This window comes from Bacillus cereus group sp. BfR-BA-01380 (assembly GCF_022663535.1).
Classification (GTDB): Bacteria; Bacillota; Bacilli; order Bacillales; family Bacillaceae_G; genus Bacillus_A; species Bacillus_A cereus_BB.
This window is the reverse complement of sequence record NZ_JAKUFS010000013.1, coordinates 99,219-119,602: the sequence shown is the minus strand read 5'-3', so window position 1 is coordinate 119,602 and position 20,384 is coordinate 99,219. Positions and strand designations below refer to the sequence as shown.

Here is a 20,384-nt window from a genome sequence, read left to right as displayed (position 1 = left end):
AAAACAAAATAACATAGGATAAAGTCTAGTAGGGAATGAGATTTTATCTACAATTTGTAAGTTACAGTTTGCGACGCGAAGGCACATAATGTCTGTATATGATATGGGTGGCATTAGAAAGGCAAATCGAATACTAAAAGAATTAGAACGATACGTAGATGTAACGGTTGTATTGTGATTGTCCAAATATTGGAATGTTGAAAACCCTATAGAATTTCGTTGTAATGGAGAAAATATTTGCATTATTTCAGGTGTAATGTTTAAAGATAATAATGGATTACATGTAAGGATTATCTGCAGTAAAACATGATTTGTTTGTTAGAGTTTTTGTTATGCAGGACATATTATAATTTGATCACATTCTTTTAAAAAAAGTGTGAAAATCTAAAAAAAGTATAGCAGATTGAAACCCTATACATTGTGAAATTTAGTACGTTTTTTGAACAAATTCGAAAAAACATCAACATATTTGTCAATACATGTTGTATAATCTTGCGAGGAAAGCTATCATATAAAAGTGTAAAACGTTAACTTTAATATAAGTGAAGGGAAGAATAGCATGACACATTCAATCGAACAACTTTCTATCAACACGATTCGCACATTATCCATTGATGCGATTGAAAAATCAAACTCTGGTCATCCAGGAATGCCAATGGGTGCAGCACCAATGGCGTATACATTATGGACGAAATTTATGAAACATAATCCAAAGAACCCAACGTGGTTTAACCGTGATCGTTTCGTATTATCTGCAGGTCATGGTTCAATGTTACTATATAGCTTACTGCATTTAGCTGGTTATGACGTAACGATCGATGATTTAAAGAATTTCCGTCAATGGGGAAGTAAAACACCAGGTCACCCTGAGTTTGGTCACACACCAGGTGTAGACGCAACAACAGGTCCACTTGGACAAGGTATCTCAACAGCTGTTGGTATGGCGATGGCTGAAAGACATTTAGCAGCGAAGTACAACCGTGATGAGTATAACGTTGTTGATCATTATACATACGCAATTTGCGGTGATGGAGATTTAATGGAAGGCGTTTCTTCTGAAGCATCTTCATTAGCAGCTCATTTAGGATTAGGTCGTCTAGTTGTGCTATATGATTCTAATGATATTTCATTAGATGGCGATTTAAATCGTTCTTTCTCTGAAAGTGTAGAAGATCGTTATAAAGCATACGGCTGGCAAGTAATCCGTGTTGAAGATGGAAACGATATCGAGGCAATTGCGAAAGCGCTTGAAGAAGCAAAAGCTGACGAAAAACGTCCAACATTAATCGAAGTAAGAACAACAATCGGATTTGGTTCACCAAACAAATCAGGAAAATCAGCTTCACATGGTTCTCCGCTTGGCGTGGAAGAAACGAAGTTAACAAAAGAAGCATATACTTGGGGATATGAGCAAGACTTCCATGTACCAGAAGAAGTGTATGAAAACTTCCGTAAAACAGTACAAGATGCTGGTGAATCAGCGCAAGCTGAGTGGAATAAAATGCATGATGCGTATGCAAAAGCATACCCAGAATTAGCAACTGAACTGCAAGCAGCAGTGAAAGGTCTTCTTCCAGAAGGTTGGGATAAGAACTTACCAACATATGAAATTGGTTCAAAAACAGCAACTCGTTCATCTTCAGGACAAATTATTAATGCAATTGCTGAATCTGTACCATCATTCTTTGGTGGATCTGCTGACCTTGCTGGTTCTAACAAAACATATATGAACAAAGAAAAAGACTTCACAAGAGAAGACTATAGCGGTAAAAATATTTGGTACGGTGTACGTGAGTTCGCAATGGGTGCAGCAATGAACGGTATCGCACTTCACGGCGGTTTAAAAACTTACGGTGGTACGTTCTTCGTATTCTCTGACTACTTACGTCCAGCAATTCGTCTTGCTGCGTTAATGCAACTGCCGGTAACATATGTGTTCACGCATGATAGTATCGCGGTTGGAGAAGATGGACCAACGCATGAGCCAGTTGAACAGCTTGCAGCGCTTCGTGCAATGCCAAATGTAGATGTTCTTCGTCCTGCTGATGGTAACGAGTCTGTTGCAGCTTGGAAATTAGCGTTAGAATCTACAAAAACACCGACTGCATTAATCTTAACTCGTCAAGACCTTCCAACATTAGAAGGTGCAATTGAGAATACGTATGAAAAAGTTGCTAAAGGTGCATATGTAATTTCTTCAAGTAAGAAAGAAACTGCTGATGTAATTTTACTTGCAGCTGGATCTGAAGTAAGCTTAGCAATTGAAGCACAAGCAGCATTAGCTAAAGATGGTGTTGATGCATCTGTTGTTAGCGTGCCGTCTATGGATCGCTTTGAAGCACAATCAGCTGAATATAGAGAATCTGTATTACCAAAAGCAGTAACGAAACGTTTCGCAATTGAAATGGGTGCTTCTTTCGGATGGCATCGTTACGTTGGCCTTGATGGAGATGTATTAGGTATCGATACATTCGGTGCTTCTGCTCCTGGTGAAAAGATTATGGAAGAATACGGATTCACTGTAGAAAACGTTGTTCGCAAAGTAAAAGAAATGCTATAATGATTTTAGAAAAATCTCTCCAGCATGGAGGGATTTTTCTATGTAAAAGAGGTTATCTCGTTATTTTTTTTGCAGTGAAACCAACTGATGGAAGTTTCACTGTATTCGACAGAAAAAGTTTTTTCTTTCTCCGCAGTCAGACAATCATTGCGTATTTACTTCTATATAATGAAGGGAATAAAGTTGTCCAATGCGGGAGGGAAAGTATGAGAACGTATGAACTATATTTAATTCGAGAAGATATTACGAAGGCGTATTTCGGTCGTGAATTTTTATTGTTTGATTTGTTTACTCGTTTTGCGCAGTCTCGTTCCCTTTCAGAAAAGAAAGTGTTGTATAAACAAATGAAGTATATAACGTTGCCTTTACAAGTAATGAAATTACATCATAAAATGGAACAAGCACTGCGAAAGTATGAGAAATACGAAAGAAATGAGCATATGCATATCGTGTCTAATGAAAATGTATACGGTGAAGTGAGTATTAAATCACAGTATATCCGAATGCATACTTCTGAAAATGTTGAGCTAGAAACGGCTATTTTTGAAGTACTAAGAAAATGTGAATTGACATTTCTTGCGATGGATTATGAGAGTAAACAGTATGGATGGTTAAATCCTCTCAAACAAGTGCGTACTTATATATAAAAAATGTCGAATACAATCTTGTCTTATTGAAAAGGTTTTAGTACACTGTAAGGTAGACAACATGAAGGAGGAAAATATATGTCAATTTGGGTAGTTGTTCTAGTGGGCGTATTAGCACTAGTAGCAGGCGTAGCGTTAGGATTTTTCATCGCACGCAAATACATGATGAACTATTTACAAAAAAATCCACCAATTAATGAACAAATGTTAAAAATGATGATGATGCAAATGGGACAAAAACCATCCCAAAAGAAAATCAATCAAATGATGAGCGCAATGAACAAACAACAACTGAAATAAGCGCTAGAAAGGGCACTCGAAGAGGAGTGCCCTTTTATTTTGTCTACTTAAAATGTTTTAAACTTTAAAAAATTCAGTATTTTTGATAAACTGAAAACATCGCTCATTTGGGATAGGAGGTATATAATGAAGGTTTTTTTAGACTTAGCATGGTTTTTTAAACAAGAGAAGCGAGCATACATAATTGGTAGTTTTTTATTGTTAGGCGTTGCTCTTCTTGAGCTCGTACCACCAAAAATAATTGGTATCGTTGTTGATGAAATTAACAATCATTCATTAACGATTGCGAAGTTATTACAATGGGCAGGAATTTTAGTTGGTGCTGGGTTGATGATGTATATTTTGCGTTATGTGTGGCGCATAATGATTTTTGGTTCTTCTTTAAAGTTAGCTCGTCAATTACGCCGAAAGCTGTATGAGCATTTTACGAATATGAGTCCATCATTTTACCAAAAACATCGTACCGGTGATTTAATGGCCCACGCAACGAATGATATTCAAGCAGTTCAGCAAACAGCAGGTTCTGGAGTATTAACGTTTGTAGATTCATTAGCAGTAGGCGGTTGTGTTCTCATTGCGATGGGTTTTACAATTAGCTGGAAATTAACGTTGCTTAGTTTAATTCCAATGCCAATCGTAGCGATTGCAACGAACTACTACGGAACTTTGTTACATCGCCGTTTTCATAAAGCGCAACAGGCTTTTTCAGAAATCAATGATAAAGTTCAGGAAAGTATGAGTGGAATGAAGGTAATTCGTTCACTTGGTCAAGAAAAAGAAGATTTACAATCATTTCGTAATAAATCAGAAGAGGTGGTACAGAAAAATATTCTTGTAGCGCGCATTGATTCATTATTTGATCCGACAATTACTTTAATTGTAGGTTTTTCTTTTTTAATTGCAGTGTGTTATGGCTCTGTATTGGTTGTTCGTGGGGAGATTACGATCGGAGAACTTATTACATTTACTGCTTACTTAGGGACGCTTGTATGGCCGATGTTAGCGTTTGGTTGGTTATTTAATATTATGGAGCGTGGCCGTGCTTCTTATGATCGTATTCAAAATTTATTTATGCAAGTGTCTGATGTGGTAAATAGGGAAGGTGCAAGTGAAGAAATAGCAAGTGGGGATATCGAGTTTGATATTGACGCATTCTCGTACAAGAAAAATGAGGTGATAAATCTACAAGATATTCATTTTTCTTTACGAAAAGGGGAAACTTTAGGGATTGTAGGACGTACGGGAGCAGGGAAAACGACATTATTAAAATGTTTAATCCGAGAATATGATCATTTTGATGGGGGCGTGCGAATTGGAGAAACTGATATTCGAGATATGACACTGCATGCTATTCGTTCCGCAATTTCATATGTACCACAGGATCATTTTTTATTTTCTGCGAGTATAGGAGAAAATATTGCATTTGGAAAACCTAGTGCTACATATAGAGATATTGCACATGCTGCTACTATAGCATGTATTCATGAGGATATTACAAAATTTCCAGAAGGATATGAAACTGTAGTTGGTGAACGTGGTGTTTCTTTATCAGGTGGTCAAAAGCAGCGTATTTCGATTGCACGTGCATTATTAACAAATGCTGAAATTTTAATTTTAGATGACTGTTTATCAGCAGTAGATGCAAAGACAGAAGAAACAATTTTGGCGTCATTAAAACGTGAACGACAAAATAAAACGACTATTATTACAGCGCACCGTTTAAGTGCGATTCAACATGCAAATGTAATTCTTGTTATTGATGATGGAAAGATTGTACAGCGTGGTACGCATGAAAGTTTAATGCAACAAGATGGTTGGTATAAAGACATGTATGAAAGTCAGCAATTAGAATCGTTAGTTGAGAAGGGAGGAGTATGATGCAGGGGAAAAAACGAAGTGATCTATGGCGTCTATTATCATATATGAAGCCATATAAGAAACTGCTGACATTCGCGTTTCTATTTTTAGTGGGTGCAACTATAGCGGAAATGATGGGTCCTTTTTTAATTAAGAAATTTATTGATGAGCATTTAGTTCCGAAGAATTTTGAGCAAAATGTATTAGTAACGTTATTTATTGTTTATATAGTGTTTCATTTATTAAAAGTCCTCTTTACGTATTTGAACTTATTGTATTTCCAAAATATTGCCTTCAAAATTGTGCAAGATATGCGTGTGGAAGTGTATGAGCATGTACAAAGTTTATCGCTTAGCTTCTTTGATCGTACACCGATTGGAACGCTCGTTTCGCGAATAACAAACGATACAGAAGCAATTAAAGATTTCTTTGTGAGTGTATTATCCACCTTCGTAAAAAATATTGTATTTTTAATCGGTATTTTAATAGCTATGTTTTTATTGAATGTGAAGCTTGCACTGTTTTCGTTACTTCTTATCCCAATAATGATTACGATTATGGCTCTTTATCGCCGGAAAAGTTCAGCTTTTTATTTAGAACTCCGCAATCAATTAAGTATTTTAAATGCAAAATTGAATGAATCGATTCAAGGCATGAACATTATTCAAGTATTCCGCCAAGAAAAACGAATGCGTAAAGAATTTGAAGAAGTGAATGAAAAACATTACGGAGCAGGGCGCCGCAATTTGAAGTTAGATGCACTCTTTTTACGCCCAGCAACCGATCTTGTTCATATTTTGGCAATCGTATTAGTGCTCACGTTGTTTGGGATTGATGCAATGCATAGCCCTGTTGAAGTAGGTGTATTATATGCCTTTGTGAACTACATTCATCGTTTCTTTGATCCAGTAAATGAAATGATGATGAAATTGTCTTTCTTTCAGCAAGCGGTTGTATCATCATCACGTGTGTTTCTTTTAATGGATGAAAAAGATTTAGCACCAGTCCAACAAGGGAATGGAACTCCTTTCATGACGGAAGGGGAAATTGAGTTTAAAAATGTTACTTTCTCTTATGATGGAAAACGCGATGTGCTGAAAAATGTGTCTTTTCATGTGAAGCCTGGGCAAACTGTTGCATTTGTTGGGCATACAGGTAGTGGAAAAAGTACAATTATGAACTTATTGATGCGTTTTTATCATGTTAATGAAGGGGAAATTGTAATTGATGGAGCCCAGTTAGAAAACTTTCAAGAGAAGGAGATAAGGAAACGTATTGGTCTTGTATTACAAGATGCTTTCTTATTTGCTGGAACAGTGAAGCAAAACATCCGTATGTATGATGAAAGTATTACAGATAAAGAAGTGGAAGAGGCTGCAAAATTTGTGCAGGCAAATACATTTATTGAACAACTACCAGATCAATATAATACAGAAGTAGTTGAGAGAGGAGCGACGTTTTCCAGTGGTCAAAGACAACTTGTAGCATTTGCAAGAACTGTTGCAACAAATCCGAAAGTATTAGTGTTAGATGAAGCAACGGCCAATATTGATACAGAAACAGAAGAAGCGATTCAAACAGCACTGCAGCATATGCGAAAAGGGAGAACAACTATCGCAATTGCACATCGCTTATCTACAATTCAAGATGCGGATCAAATCTTTGTGATGCATGATGGCCAAATTGTGGAAAGAGGAACACATCAAGAATTACTGACCCAACAAGGGTTATATTACAATATGTATTTGTTGCAGAATAAAGGAAGCCTTCAAAAAGCCTTGTGACAACAAGGTTTGGAAGGCTTTTTCTTAAAAAAGTATAAATTACTTGATTATATATAAATCCATTTTTATTTTTCGACATATAAATGGCTGAACTGCAGAATATAACAGGGCCGCTACTTGCTTGCTCCCTTTGGTTTAAACCTGGCACGAGGGACCGCTTCTATGCATGGCAAAATACTCTCGTCCCCCCTTAAAAAGAGAGGGGTTTATTAATCTTAAGAATAAGAGATTAATATGTATTACATATTAATTATATATGTAATACATATTTCCGCTATGAAGAAGAATACTATATTATAATAGATGTAACGTTCGAATGTTTGATGTATTACCGGTAATATCCCTATCCCTTTTCTAAAAATGCGAACTATACTTCCCTATTTCTGGATGATTTGTTGTAGATTATACAGAAAATATTGTTCGATATCCATTATGGAACGTACATAATGGAAAAATCCCGATCTCATAGAGGATGCCCCTAATCTTCATGTGATAATATGTATGGAAAGAAAACGCAAATGTTTTCTCTGTGTACGATCGGAAAACAAAAAGCTGACCATTTTGGTCAGCTTTTTGTTGTTTCTGTAATGAATTCTTCTTTTATAATTTCTGTTTTTAATAATAACGCTTTCCCAAAACGTCGCTGACATTCTTCTGTTATTTTTTGAATTGCCAATGTGTTAGAAGAAGCAGCGATAGTCACAGTTGCTTGTCTTGTTCCTCGATTTTTCTCACAAAATACACAATCCACAACATACTTAGAAATTTTCACAGAATCCTTCCTTTCTGTTTTTAGGAATGCGCTGTCAATGAAGTTGCTGGAGATATTCGATAGATTATAGGTTTTTTCCTCTTTTTTCGAGGAAAAAGTAAGTGAAATACAGAATAGTATGAAAGGGAGGGGAAGGTAGTGAAACGTTGGATTGGAGTAGCTGCAATTTGTATAAATGATAATAATGAAGTATTAATGGTACTACAAGGAAAACCAGAAGAAGAAAAACTTTGGTCTGTACCTTCAGGTGGATTAAAAAATGGAGAACCGCTAGAAGAGTGCTGCATACGTGAAGTATGGGAAGAAACAGGCTATCGTATTACTGTTGTTGAAAAGGTACATGAAAAAATAGGTATTACGTTTCATGTACCTGTGCAAGTACACTATTATGTTGTGAAAATAGTAGGGGAAGAACGGAAAATTCAAGATCCAGATGGGTTAATTCATAAAGTGAAACTTTAATCAGTGGGGGTTTTCTTCATCCCCCACTGATTATTAGTTGAACCAATCGGGCTTTTACGGGCAGTTTATCTCCCGCCTAACTTCTTTGCTTTCGCTGAATTTTGAGGCGGGAGTATTACTGCCCGTTAATGCGGGATAAAATTGAGTGGAAACGACTGGATGAACTTCAATACCTTCCGCTCTCATTTCCGGAAGATTATGAGTTGTTACAGCAGTGTGTGAATATGTAGTGTATATGAGAGTGGCAAATAACAAAGATAAAAGAAAACGTGTATGAGAGTTCTCTTTTATCTTTTATAACTTGTAAAATATATCTTTTTCAGTGTAGCCATGGCAAGAGTAGCGGTACGAGAATGAGACTTGCTCCAGCTGTTAATAACATTGCTAAGCTTGCAATTGTACCTTCAACCGGCCCAATTTCAAATGCCTTTGAGGTACCAGTCCCATTTGCGCTCGTTCCAAGCATAATCCCTTTCGCAATGGACGTCTTAATGCGACAAAGTTTAATGAGCATTGGTCCAAATAAAGCTCCGGTTAAAGCCGTTAAGACAACGAATACTGCTGTTAATTGTGACATGCCGCCAATCATTTCAGAAATGGCCATCGCAATAGGTGTTGTTACGATGTGCGGTGCTAAACTATGTTCTAATGATGGATTAATTTGTAACCAATTAGCTAATAAAGCAGATGTAATGACTGATAAAAATGATCCAACGATTACGTTAATTAAAATGGCACTTGCATGTTTTTTTAATAGATAAAAATATTTGTAGATTGGCCATGCGAATGCAACAGTCGCTGGTTTTAATAATTTTGTTAACCATTGTCCACCAGATTCGTATGTTTCATATGGTGCTTGAAACATATGTAACAGAAAAATTAAAATGATAGGGCATATGAGTAATGGGGATAGAATACTCCATTTCCAACGGATATATATTTTTTTCGAAATCCAGTATGTAAATAGTGTTAATGAAAAGCAAAGAAGACCAATCATTGTGTTTGTCCTTTCCGTTTTAATAAAAAATCTGTTAAAACTCCGGTTACAAGTGTGACGCATAGTGTACTACTGATGATGATAAAGATGATATCGATTCCATACTGCACCAATATATCTTTGTAACGGATAACAGCGATAGCTGAGGGAATAAAAAATAAAATAAGCTCTTTTAATAAAAAATCTGCACCAGATGCAATCCACTCTTTTTTAACCAGATTACATTTTAATGATATTAATAATAAGAAAATTCCTATTATACTCCCTGGTATTGGGAGATGGGATACCTTAGTAATCCATTCTCCGATCCAAGCAAAGCAAAATAATAATAGAATTTGTCCGCACAATTTACATGCTTTCATAAAGTAACGCCCCTTATTGTATCGAATTTAAACTTAAAAAGATTGAAATTGTTTGTAAAAAGTTCACAAATTCCACTATACGTTCTTTAAAAATATTTGTCTAATATATAAATCTTATGTTATTAATTTATTATACATATTAATAAAAAAGGGTGTTCTATATGGAATTACGGCATTTACAATATTTTATTGCTGTAGCAGAAGAGCTTCACTTTGGTAGGGCAGCTGCTCGCTTACGGATGACGCAGCCGCCGCTAAGTCAACAAATTCAACAATTAGAACAAGAGATGGGAGTAGCGTTATTTTCAAGAACGAAACGAAGAGTAGAATTAACAGAAGCAGGGGAATTGTTTTTAAAAGAAGTGAAAAAAGCTTTTATACAAATTGATAAGGCAGTCGAAGTTGCCCAAAGGGCGCAAAGAGGAGAAATTGGAGAGCTGTCTATTGGGTTTGTTGGTTCAGCGATGTACGATATTTTGCCGCCAATTGTTCGGGAATATCGAAAAAAATTTCCGAATGTATCTGTTGTACTGCATGAATTGTCGACACCAGAACAAGTAGATGCACTTCATGATAACCGAATTGATGTTGGGATGTTGCGACCACCTATTACAAGTCAGTTGTTACAGTTGGAAACGGTTCAATACATTCCTTGTACACTTTGTTTACCGAAAGCACACCCACTTGCGAAAAAACAAGCAATATATATTGAAGACTTGCAAAAAGAATCTTTTGTTTTCATTTCTCGAAATGTTTGGCCGACTTTATATGATAATATTCTTTCTTTATGTCGTCATGCAGGGTTTAGTCCGCAAATTGTACAAGAAGCGACAGAATATCAAACGGTGCTGGGACTTGTTGCTGCTGGGATTGGGATAACGGTAATACCAGTGTCTGCAAATAAATTATATCAATCAGAAGTTGTCTATAAAGAAATACGTGATTCTAAAATTGTTGCGGAACTAGCCGTTGCATACCGAAAGACGAATATAAACCCAGAGTTACAAGAATTTTTGAAAATAGCGAAAGGCAAGGCAATGAATACATTTACAAAATGACGAGAAAAATGACAAAACTGTAAGAATGCACAAATGTATGTAAGAAAGTTCGATGTTTTCCTTTTTCTTTTTTTATTATAGTGAAAAAGAAGAAAGAAGAAGGAGATGTCATACTCATGGTGATACCTATTTTTATGAAAGTAAAAAAAGCGTGGGAGGGGAAGGGAGATGACGTTTTCTCAACTCGCGTTTAAAAACGTTAGTCGAAACATACGTACGTATGCCGCTTATTTTTTAAGTAGTGCATTTTCAGTTATGATTTTCTTTTTATATGCTTTATTTATTTATCATCCTGATATTAATGGACAGGGTGCTATTCGACAAGGAATGCTTGTTGCGGAGTATATTATTTATTTCTTTTCTTTTTTCTTTATTTTCTACTCTGTTAGTTCATTTTTAAAGATGAGGAATAAAGAGTTTGGGATTTTTGTGATTCATGGTATTACAAATTGGCAATTAATACGGATGATTTTCTTTGAAAATATGATCGTTGGTATTAGTGCTCTTATTAGCGGTATTGCTTTCGGATTTTTATTTGGAAAGTTATTTTTTCTGTTAGCAAGTACAGTAATGGGATTGCAAAGTTTGCCGCTTTATATGCCATGGAAAGCAATGAAATTAACAGCTGTTGTGTTTTTAGCATTGTTTTTCATTGTTGCTTTTACAACAAGTTTATTTGTGAAAAGTAAAAAAGTAATTGCGTTATTAAAAGGGAATAAGAAGCCAAAACCTGAACCGAAAGCTTCTATTCTATTATCGATAATAGCAGCGACTTTAATAGCTATTGGATATATGTTATCTTTAACTGCAAAACCTGGCGCTGTCGCGTTTTTATTGCTTCCCGTTGCAACTATTGTAATGATTGGCACGTATTTTTTGTATTCGCAACTTAGTGTATTTATCATAAAGTTTTTAAAGAAATCGAAGCCTATCTATTGGAAGAAAACGAATTTATTATCATTTTCTATGTTAGCATACCGCATGAAGGATAATGCACGTATGTTTTTTATGGTAACGATTGTGTCGACAGTTGCTTTTTGTGCCATTGGAACGTTTGCTGCTTTTATAGAAACGCAAAAGGGCGAATCGATGAAGAACATCCCATTTGCATTTAGTTTGATTACATATAATGAACATCAAGGACAGAAAACGGAATATGAAAAGGAAATTGAAGATTCGTTTCAAAAGGAACATGTTATTTTCGAAAAGGTAAGTGCACAGTTGAATTTTCAATCTATTTCAAATGATTCGCAAGCTGTAATCATAAGTCAGGATAATTATAATAAGTTTGCAAAGTGGCTCGGATACGAAACTGTGGCATTAGCGGGAAATGAATCCGTTCGCGTTCCTTCTTTTGGAATGGAAAGTAGTGTTATAGATCGTTCTAAAGAATTAGATGTAAAATTGCAAGAAAGTGGAAAACAAATTCATGTTTCTTCGATGTTGAAACAGAATATTTTTTCAGGCGGTGCATTTCCTGGAAAGATTTTTGTTGTTTCCAATGAAATGGACCAGCTGATTACAGGTGGGCAGAAAACAGCGAGTTATACAGGGTATACAGTAAAGAGTTGGGAAGGGACGACGCAAGTAGCAGCAAAATTAGAAAAACAACTGAATCAAAAAGGGCAGTATGAATTTTCATCACGTATTACAACCTTTAATGAGATTAAACAAATGACAAGTATCATTTTATTTATCGGGTTGTTTGTCGGAGTTATTTTTTACTTATCTGCTGTAAGCTTTTTATATTTCCGTTTGTTTAGTGATTTAGAAGCAGATAAACAATATTATCAATCACTTTTGAAACTCGGTATGGATGAAGGAGAAATGAAACAAATAATGACCGTGCAAATGGGCGCGTTATTCTTTATCCCGATGCTTATAGCTGTTTTGCATACGAGTGTTGCTATGGCAACATTGCAAACACAATTTACAACACCGATTCTTCGGTCTTCACTAATCGTCATTGGGCTATTTTTACTTGTTCATATAGGCTACTTTTTACTATTAAGAAGACGCTATTTTTTACAATTGAAAAAGCAAATTCTGCAATAAAAACGGCGATGTTACTGACAATGGGACAATGTTATCGATGCACGTATCAGTTGACTGTTATAGATTTATATAACATGAAAGAGAAAGTATAAAGGGAAACTTCCGTCAGTGGGAGTCTTATTGCCCACGAATAGCGGGATAAATAAAAAACCGAGCTTCTTATAGAAGTCCGGTTTTTTATGCTGCCACTTTTTTATGTGTATGTTGCCTTGTGTATCGTCCGCGCATGTTATAAGCGATTTGTGGAATTGTAATACCGATAAGAATAAGGGCAACTCCAAGCCATTGTGAAGTCAGTACAGCTTCTTTTAAAAGAAGCACGGACATGATTGTTGTAACTGGAAGTTCGGCGGCACCTAAAATTGTTGCTAAACCAGAACCAATCTTAGGAATTCCAATTGTAAAAGTAATAGTTGGAATGACAATACTAAATGTTCCTAATGCTAATCCGTATTTCCATAGTCCATTTGCAAGTGTACCGTTATATATAAATGTTGGTGGAAAAGCAATCATTACTAATGTTAATGCACCTGCCATGAGCATTACACCACGAGGCAATGGCGGAACTTCTACTGCTACTCTTCCGCTCACAAAAATATAAAAAGCAAATGCTACCGCTGATAATAATCCGAAGAAAATTCCTTTCATGTCAATTGCTCCTGCTGATTGTTCAAGTAAACCACTTGAAAGAAACGTTCCAACAAGCAAGAAAAGTACAGAAATCAATTTTTCTCTAGAAGGTAATGTTTTCGTTGCAACTGCTTCAATGATAATACCGATCCAAACGAATTGAAATAGTAAAACAATACCGATTGAAGCAGGTACCGTTTGTAATGAAGCGTAATAAAAAATACCAGTTAAACTAGCTGATGTTCCTGCAATAAACAAAATAATCATTTGCTTTAATGGTACCCGATGCCTAGAGAATAGTAATGTAATCGCAAGTAAAATGAGCCATCCGAACAAATATTGACTTCCAATTACTTCTCCAAGTGTAAATCCTTCGCTGTATGCAAATTTAACAAAGATTGCTAAAATACCGTAACTACATGCTCCTAATAAAACGAGTAATGAATAACGAAGCATCTATATTCCTCCGATCTCTTCTATATGGTGATGTGTTCAAAAACGAACAATTATAGCTAGATGGAAGTATACAAAATTAAAAATGGAGGGTCAACTGAAAGAAAAGTGTGAAATTTTATAGAATAATAATAAAAGTATGATATTTATGCATAATGATGAAAAAAGAGGAACAAATTCCTTGAAAAGATAAGGTGAATATGAATATAACTTTCATAGTAAAAAAATATTTTCTAATAATAAATGAAGTGAAATATAAAGTGAAACTTCCATCAGTGGAGAGTTTTTTCATTTCCCACTGATGGTTAGTTGAACCAATCGGGCTTTTACGGACAGTTATCCCCCACCTATCTTCTTTAGAAAAGCGGAAGCGGCTCGCTCAGAATCGCAGGACGTTGGAGTCCCCGACAGAGAGGTGCTTTTTGCCTCATCCGAGGGGGCGAAACGACCGGAGATTCTAGCCGCTAGAGCTGGATAACGCTTCTCTCTGAATCTTGAGGTGGAGGTCTTACTGCCCACGAATAGCGGGATAAATAAAGTAACTATATAAATACAAATTGAAAAATCGACATAAAAACCTCTTTTCTTTAAGGTGGGCGAGAGCATCTAGAAGTGGTCAGGACCTTTTTCTGCCATGTGCAAAGCTTAAAATAAAGGGAGGAGGCGAGTCCAGTTCATGTTTTTTTCTGTATGACAGTAGTTTATATGTTGGAAAATCAAAAAGGGTTTATATATAAATACGAAGAATAAGATTTTAATATATTCATAGTAATAATAGTATGTTCACGAATTTTTCATGGTATTTGCTGTGAATTTTGCTACAATAAGTTGAGAAGAAAGGAGGCATAACATGCAAGACATTAATATATTTTTAGCATTTGGAGCAGGTTTTTTATCGTTTATTTCTCCATGTTGTTTACCACTCTATCCAGCATTTTTATCATACATAACAGGGATGTCTATTTCTGATTTGAAGGAAGAGAATGCAATGCTTCGGAAACGTAGTATGTTGCATACTGCATTTTTCTTAATTGGATTTTCAATAATTTTTATTGCAATCGGTTTTGGAACAAGCTATGTAGGGAAGTTTTTTGTAGATTATCAAAATTTAATTCGTCAATTAGGAGCAATTTTTATCGTTGCTTTCGGTCTCGTTATAACGGGGGTGTTAAAACCAACATTTTTAATGCAAGATCGGAAAATTACATTTAAAAGTAGACCGAGTGGTTATTTTGGTTCTACTTTAATTGGAATTGCATTTGCTGCTGGGTGGACGCCTTGTACAGGCCCGATTTTAGTATCGGTTATTGCGCTTGCTGCAACAAATCCGCAATCGGCGATGTTATATATGATTGCCTACATACTCGGTTTTGCAATACCATTCTTTATTTTATCATTCTTTATTACAAAGATGACGTGGATTAAAAAACATAGTGCATCGTTCGTTACAATTGGTGGTTATATTATGATTGCGATGGGTGTATTACTTTATTTTAATGGTCTTACAAAAATTACAATATTCTTTTCGGATTTATTTGGTGGATTTAAAGGGTTTTAGTTTTTTTTGTTGAAAAGTTGGAAATACTAACAAAAATACATATAATGATACTATATTTTTGATATTTCCAAAACAAAGGGTGAGTGCGAATGAATTTAGCTCTTTTATCAAGTATTCTTGCAGTTTGTATGGCTGTTGGAGTCATGTTTATTCGTTTGAAGGCAGCAAAAAAACCAGCAACTTTGAAAAAAATTGTGCTCCCACCACTTTTTATGAGTACAGGAGCTTGTATGTATCTGTTTCCTGAATTTCGCTTAACAACATCAGAAATATTAGAAGCAATTGCTGTAGGATTAATTTTTTCAATTTTTCTTATAAAAACGTCAAAATTTGAAATACGTGGACAAGAGATTTATTTAAAACGCTCTAAGGCGTTTGTCTTTATTTTAATCGGTTTACTTGTTGTTCGTATTGCATTTAAATCATATTTAAGTCAGTCACTTGATGTAGGGCAATTAAGCGGAATGTTCTTCTTACTTGCGTTTGCCATGATTGTATCTTGGCGCATTGCAATGTTTCGTTCCTTTACAAAATTGCAAAAAGAAATGAAAAAACAAGAAGATTTTTATAATGAGAAAGATATGAAGTTAACATAAAAAACCTCAAAAATTTTTGAGGTTTTTTATCATTTTATCCCAGAAGACCCCTTCTTCAAGCGCGTGAAGGGCAGAGCTGGGTCATCTATAGATACTTCGGATTGACGGTATAGAGAGCTTCTCTTGTTGAACGGAGGAGGTTTCGGAACCTGTTGTCATCGGAGCGAGAGGTACTGGAATCCCCCACTTCAAGTGGCGTTAGCCGGTAAGTGGGGGTAGTTCAATTTGTTAGCAGTGATTGATAATGTGAGTAGTCAATTTGCTTTTCTTTTAACTTTTTAATTAAAAATTTATGATCTCGCTTTGGAGTTGCTATAATATACCCTTTAATGATTAAATCTTCAGTTATTTTTGATGCTTTCTCTTCTAAAGCTAACTCTCCGATTTTACCGGCAATTTTAGATTTTGCAACATCGCGGAAAAGTTCAGGAACTGGACTTACAAGTTCCTCTAATAATTGTTTTTGCTCTTCATCCCATAAGTGCCGTGTTTGATTAATGTAATACTCTTCCCAATCTAAAATAGACATGCCATCTTCTTTTGGTAATCGTTTTAAGAATTTTCGGAACATAAAATATCCACCAATGGACATAAGTCCTAGTAAAATAACCGTCCATATGACAATAAACCAACTGAACCACCCTTCGAGCAAATAGAACCCTCCTTTATGATATATAAGTTAAAAATCCGACATAAAAACCCTTTTCATTTTTGGGGAGGACGAGAGCATCTAACCGTGCATAGAAGCGGTCAGGGCCTTTTCCTGCCACATGCGAAGTTTCAAACAAAGGGAGAAAGCAAGTAGCAGTCATGTTGTATTGATGCATAACAACGACTTATGTTTCGGGAAATGAAAATGAATATATAGAGCGGTTTATTTTTACTATTATTATAAACAGTGAGATTGGTAGAAATCAAGAACGCTTGGCCATTGTGACCAAGCGTTGTGAGTTACACGAAGTATAATTGTTCAACACATAATATGTCATTATCATCTTCTAAATATTCAATGATAAGCGTGCCAACTTTACGATCTTTGTCATCGTTAGTGAAAATAGCGTAAGAGGTAAAGCGTGCTGCCGATAAGCCGCTAATATGTGTAGGAAGAGCAATATATTCGTTGTCTTGAAAGAAGGTCATAAGTTCAATGTCTTCAAACTGCTTGCGATTTTCAACTGCTGTTCCAGTATAACGCTTTTGTAATTGCTTTAATGTTTCGTTCCATGATTGTATCTTTGTGTCGTATACCATTGTTCAAGCTCCTTACTGTATGTAGTAAAAAGAACATATGTTCCTTTTTAGTATACTCCTTTTAAAAGAAAAGGAAAAGCAAAAAATAATGTAAGCTTGGACTTCCAAGCTTACATAGCGGAAAAATACGTTCAATTTAATCTCTGTTTTTTATTATAAGACAGATAGAAAAAGGAAACAAGGTGATAAGTATATTGCCTATAATTTCGAAAATTATATATAATTAACAAGGAAGATTTTTGACAAGGAGGAAAATTATGAAAAATATCGGACTTATTGGTGGGATGAGTTGGGAATCAACTGTAGAGTATTATCGGGTTATGAACGAAGAAGTAAAAAAAAAATTAGGAGGATTGCATTCAGCAAAATGCCTTTTACATAGCGTTGACTTTGAAGAAATTGAACGTTATCAATCAAAGGGCAACTGGAAACAAGCTGGTGAAGTATTGGGTGAAGCTGCATGTTCATTAGAAAAAGGTGGAGCCGATTTCATCGTCATATGCACAAATACGATGCACAAGGTTGTAGATGATATAAAAGAAAAAATCAATATCCCTATTTTACATATTGCCGATGCTACAGCTAATCAAGTAAAAAAGGAAGGAATTCGCACGGTAGGTTTACTTGGAACAAAATATACAATGGAGCAAGAATTTTATAAATCTAGATTAGAATCGAACGGCATAAAGGTGATAGTCCCAAATGAACATGATAGGGAAATTGTAAATAAAGTAATTTATGAAGAATTATGTTTAGGGAAAGTGTGTCCAAAATCAAGAGATTACTATAAAAAAGTAATGGAACGTTTCGTTTATAACGGAGCTGAAGGAATTATATTAGGCTGTACAGAAATTGGGTTATTAGTAAAACCAGAGGATGCTAGCGTTCCGTTATTTGATACGGCTTTCATACATGCGGTTGAAGCTGTTAATAAATCTTTAGAAGGTTGAGTGCATTCAACTCAAATGAAAGGAGGGAGTGGCTCAAAGAGTGAACAAAAAGTAAGGATTAGGTTAAAAGCTTTAAAGAATGATAAGAAGCTTTTGGATAAAAAGGATGAGGGAAATGAAACGTATTATTTCATTACAAGGGCCTATGGCGAGTGGGAAAACAACATTAGCAAAAAGATTGGAACAAAGAGGGATGAGGGTTATATATGAAAATCCATATCCGATTGTTGAAAAGAGAAAAGCAATGCAGTTAGATATTGGTACGAAAGAAGGTTTTATCACAAATCAGAAACTTTTTATTGAAGCGAAAATAAAAGAATTTCAGAATGCACGAGGGAGCACTGTAATATTTGATCGTGGTCCGGAAGATATTGAGTTTTATACACTACATTTTCCGAAATTGATAGGGATGGATTGGGATATTGAAAATGAATTAAAGGAAGAATTGTATCAATTAAGAAGATGCTGTTCAGATGCGATTTTTTATTTGGATGTTTCTAAAAAGATATTGCAAGAGAGAAAGAAGAATGATAATACGAGAAGACGCAGTACATTTGAAGAACAGATAGAGTTAATAAACACTGAAAAACAATGGTATCAACAGTTTCCAGTTACATATGTGAATACTGATGAGGCGACAGTAGAGGAAACAGAGGTGTTTTTTGTGAAATGGTTAAGGGAGAAGAAATAGGAAGAAAACGCACTTGAACAAGGCTTTTAATATAAAGAAAAAGATCATATTAGATCGACTAGTCTATCAATACAAGGAGATGGGGGATCCTTATGATGAAGGTAATAGAGAACGTACATGCAGCCTCGATATTACTGTTAGTATTATGTTCATTTTGTTATTATAGACATTTAAAAAAAGTAAAGCGAGAGAGAAAGCTTTCTGCTTTTGAATTTACAATGTACATCTTAACTCAACTGGCATACTTCCTTTGGGCAGGCAGTAGCCTTCTTAAGATTTTGTCAAAATCATAGCATGTATATGAAAATCACCTATTTATAGGTGGTTTATCATCTGAATTTATACGTAGGATTTCATAAGATGTTTCTTTGCTCTTTATATAGGAGAGGACGAATAGGCTTGTTGCATCAATGTAAGTAAGTTTTCCGTTACTTTTTCACGAAGTGTCCCATGTTTTCCATAGTTATATTGATACTCGTTATGAAACCATTTTTTATTTTGATATTGTCCAACAGGATAATTTTTTGTTCTTCGGGTTCCTAACATGACCATCAAGCTAATTCATTTCAATGCCCTCAGAATGAAAATTTTATATAGTTTTCAATTTTAATATTTTGGAGACTTGTATGTAACTTTTTTGTGATTTATAAATCCATGTTACGAAACCGCCCATATCTTTATAATGATGAAGAAATCTCAAGATTGTTGAGTTATGATACTAAAAAAGTCGATTTCTTATTGGAAATCGACTTTAAAGCTATTGTTCAAGAAAAACACCTGTTTAGCTTAATAACTAAGACTTTATTGCATCTATAATTAAGGATGGAAAAACAAGTTTATCCCCTTGATTTCGTGGATCATATTTTTTTGAACGAAAAATAACCCCAGCGGCTTCATCCCATTCATTGTAATGAAAATCCCCCTCTTCATCACAGTATTCAAGTAATTTCACTTCGAATCCAACAGCTTCAAACATTTTCTTTAAAGTTTTATAATTATGAACGATTTTATGACTAGCTGCGGGATGGTCTTTAGGTCCAGGTCCCCCAACTTGTACACCCTCTTGGTATTCTTCATCTGGGAAAAACCCATCCGGCACTGCACACCGAATATAACCACCGTGCTTTAAAAACTCATAACATACTTTCGCCGCTGCTAGGCCTTCTTCATATGATAAATGTTCCCATACATGCTCCGCTAAAATTACTGCTAAAGAATTAGGATTAAACCTTTTTATCCAATCTTCCCTTTTTAATAAATTCAATTCTTCTTCATTCGTATGTAACCAGCCAGGATTATTATTATATTCCCCTGCACCAATTACCAGCTTAATTTCTTTTTGTTTTATAGCCAACAGTATCACCTCTTATATTTTCTGTTATTGTTATATTTATAGTATAT

The 20,384-nt window shown here is 35.2% G+C and carries 19 protein-coding genes and 2 pseudogenes; 14 read left to right on the top strand and 7 right to left on the bottom strand.

What is annotated here, in order from left to right; genetic code table 11:
• Positions 1–40: 40 nt before the first annotated feature.
• The 6 genes and pseudogenes from MR076_RS26990 to MR076_RS13945 form a co-directional block, all read left to right on the top strand.
• Positions 41–169 (top strand): annotated as a pseudogene (locus MR076_RS26990) (replication-relaxation family protein); the annotation flags it as partial.
• 390 nt (positions 170–559) lie between these two features.
• A complete protein-coding gene (tkt, locus tag MR076_RS13965) occupies positions 560–2,560 on the top strand; it encodes a transketolase (RefSeq protein ID WP_242221514.1) in 2,001 nt (666 codons plus the stop codon).
• A 206-nt stretch (positions 2,561–2,766) separates the two neighbouring features.
• Positions 2,767–3,207, top strand: coding sequence for a sporulation inhibitor of replication protein SirA (gene sirA / locus MR076_RS13960; RefSeq protein WP_242221512.1), 441 nt, complete (start codon positions 2,767–2,769; stop codon positions 3,205–3,207).
• Positions 3,208–3,285: 78 nt separating this feature from the next.
• Entirely contained in the window at positions 3,286–3,507 is a 222-nt protein-coding gene (locus tag MR076_RS13955) for a YneF family protein (protein WP_098309636.1), read from the top strand.
• 126 nt (positions 3,508–3,633) lie between these two features.
• On the top strand, positions 3,634–5,385 hold the full coding sequence (locus tag MR076_RS13950; RefSeq protein WP_242221510.1) for an ABC transporter transmembrane domain-containing protein: 1,752 nt from the start codon (positions 3,634–3,636) through the stop codon (positions 5,383–5,385).
• Entirely contained in the window at positions 5,385–7,148 is a 1,764-nt protein-coding gene (locus MR076_RS13945; protein ID WP_242221508.1) for an ABC transporter ATP-binding protein, read from the top strand. The genes MR076_RS13950 and MR076_RS13945 overlap by 1 nt, the downstream gene beginning before the upstream one ends.
• A 565-nt stretch (positions 7,149–7,713) precedes the next feature.
• Here the strand turns inward: MR076_RS13945 and MR076_RS13940 are convergent.
• Positions 7,714–7,920 carry a DUF3903 domain-containing protein gene (locus MR076_RS13940; protein ID WP_242221505.1) on the bottom strand — a complete coding sequence of 69 codons (207 nt, stop codon included), beginning with the start codon at positions 7,918–7,920 and terminating at the stop codon, positions 7,714–7,716.
• Positions 7,921–8,058: 138 nt separating this feature from the next.
• Between MR076_RS13940 and MR076_RS13935 the strand changes: the two are divergent.
• A pseudogene (locus tag MR076_RS13935) lies at positions 8,059–8,373 on the top strand (NUDIX hydrolase); the annotation flags it as partial.
• 328 nt (positions 8,374–8,701) lie between these two features.
• On the opposite strand, the gene MR076_RS13930 reads toward MR076_RS13935, so the two are convergent.
• Complete coding sequence (locus MR076_RS13930; RefSeq protein WP_242221503.1) at positions 8,702–9,379, bottom strand: LrgB family protein; 678 nt, start codon at positions 9,377–9,379, stop codon at positions 8,702–8,704.
• Positions 9,376–9,741, bottom strand: a complete 366-nt coding sequence (locus tag MR076_RS13925) for a CidA/LrgA family holin-like protein (RefSeq protein ID WP_242221501.1) — start codon at positions 9,739–9,741, stop codon at positions 9,376–9,378. The genes MR076_RS13930 and MR076_RS13925 overlap by 4 nt, the downstream gene beginning before the upstream one ends.
• Positions 9,742–9,902: 161 nt before the next feature.
• On the opposite strand from MR076_RS13925, the gene alsR reads away from it, so the two are divergent.
• Complete coding sequence (gene alsR, locus MR076_RS13920; protein ID WP_242221499.1) at positions 9,903–10,799, top strand: acetoin biosynthesis transcriptional regulator AlsR; 897 nt, start codon at positions 9,903–9,905, stop codon at positions 10,797–10,799.
• Positions 10,800–10,967: 168 nt separating this feature from the next.
• The gene (locus MR076_RS13915) at positions 10,968–12,854 is read left to right on the top strand and encodes an ABC transporter permease (protein WP_242221498.1); all 1,887 of its coding nucleotides are present in this window, start codon (positions 10,968–10,970) and stop codon (positions 12,852–12,854) included.
• Between the two features lie 177 nt (positions 12,855–13,031).
• On the opposite strand, the gene MR076_RS13910 is transcribed toward MR076_RS13915, so the two are convergent.
• Positions 13,032–13,940: an EamA family transporter gene (locus tag MR076_RS13910; RefSeq protein WP_242221496.1), complete on the bottom strand. Its 909-nt coding sequence runs from the start codon at positions 13,938–13,940 to the stop codon at positions 13,032–13,034.
• An 847-nt stretch (positions 13,941–14,787) separates the two neighbouring features.
• On the opposite strand from MR076_RS13910, the gene MR076_RS13905 reads away from it, so the two are divergent.
• Positions 14,788–15,495: a cytochrome c biogenesis CcdA family protein gene (locus tag MR076_RS13905; protein ID WP_242221494.1), complete on the top strand. Its 708-nt coding sequence runs from the start codon at positions 14,788–14,790 to the stop codon at positions 15,493–15,495.
• An 89-nt stretch (positions 15,496–15,584) separates the two neighbouring features.
• Entirely contained in the window at positions 15,585–16,091 is a 507-nt protein-coding gene (locus tag MR076_RS13900) for a CcdC family protein (RefSeq protein WP_242221492.1), read from the top strand.
• A 220-nt stretch (positions 16,092–16,311) separates the two neighbouring features.
• Here MR076_RS13900 and MR076_RS13895 read toward each other — a convergent pair whose 3' ends face one another.
• Together MR076_RS13895 and MR076_RS13890 are read right to left on the bottom strand one after the other, a co-directional pair.
• Complete coding sequence (locus MR076_RS13895; RefSeq protein ID WP_242221490.1) at positions 16,312–16,743, bottom strand: DUF2621 domain-containing protein; 432 nt, start codon at positions 16,741–16,743, stop codon at positions 16,312–16,314.
• A 299-nt stretch (positions 16,744–17,042) separates the two neighbouring features.
• Positions 17,043–17,342, bottom strand: coding sequence for a hypothetical protein (locus tag MR076_RS13890; RefSeq protein WP_242221488.1), 300 nt, complete (start codon positions 17,340–17,342; stop codon positions 17,043–17,045).
• A gap of 257 nt (positions 17,343–17,599) precedes the next feature.
• Between MR076_RS13890 and MR076_RS13885 the strand changes: the two genes are divergently transcribed.
• The 3 genes from MR076_RS13885 to MR076_RS13875 all read left to right on the top strand — a co-directional run bounded on the left by MR076_RS13885 (position 17,600) and on the right by MR076_RS13875 (position 19,276).
• On the top strand, positions 17,600–18,292 hold the full coding sequence (locus MR076_RS13885) for an aspartate/glutamate racemase family protein (RefSeq protein WP_242221486.1): 693 nt from the start codon (positions 17,600–17,602) through the stop codon (positions 18,290–18,292).
• 106 nt (positions 18,293–18,398) lie between these two features.
• Positions 18,399–18,983 carry an AAA family ATPase gene (locus MR076_RS13880; protein ID WP_242221484.1) on the top strand — a complete coding sequence of 195 codons (585 nt, stop codon included), beginning with the start codon at positions 18,399–18,401 and terminating at the stop codon, positions 18,981–18,983.
• Positions 18,984–19,075: 92 nt separating this feature from the next.
• Positions 19,076–19,276: a hypothetical protein gene (locus MR076_RS13875; protein WP_242221482.1), complete on the top strand. Its 201-nt coding sequence runs from the start codon at positions 19,076–19,078 to the stop codon at positions 19,274–19,276.
• Positions 19,277–19,776: 500 nt separating this feature from the next.
• Here the strand turns inward: MR076_RS13875 and MR076_RS13870 are convergent, their stop codons facing one another.
• On the bottom strand, positions 19,777–20,337 hold the full coding sequence (locus tag MR076_RS13870) for a class I SAM-dependent methyltransferase (protein ID WP_242221480.1): 561 nt from the start codon (positions 20,335–20,337) through the stop codon (positions 19,777–19,779).
• Between the last annotated feature and the right edge of the window lie 47 nt (positions 20,338–20,384).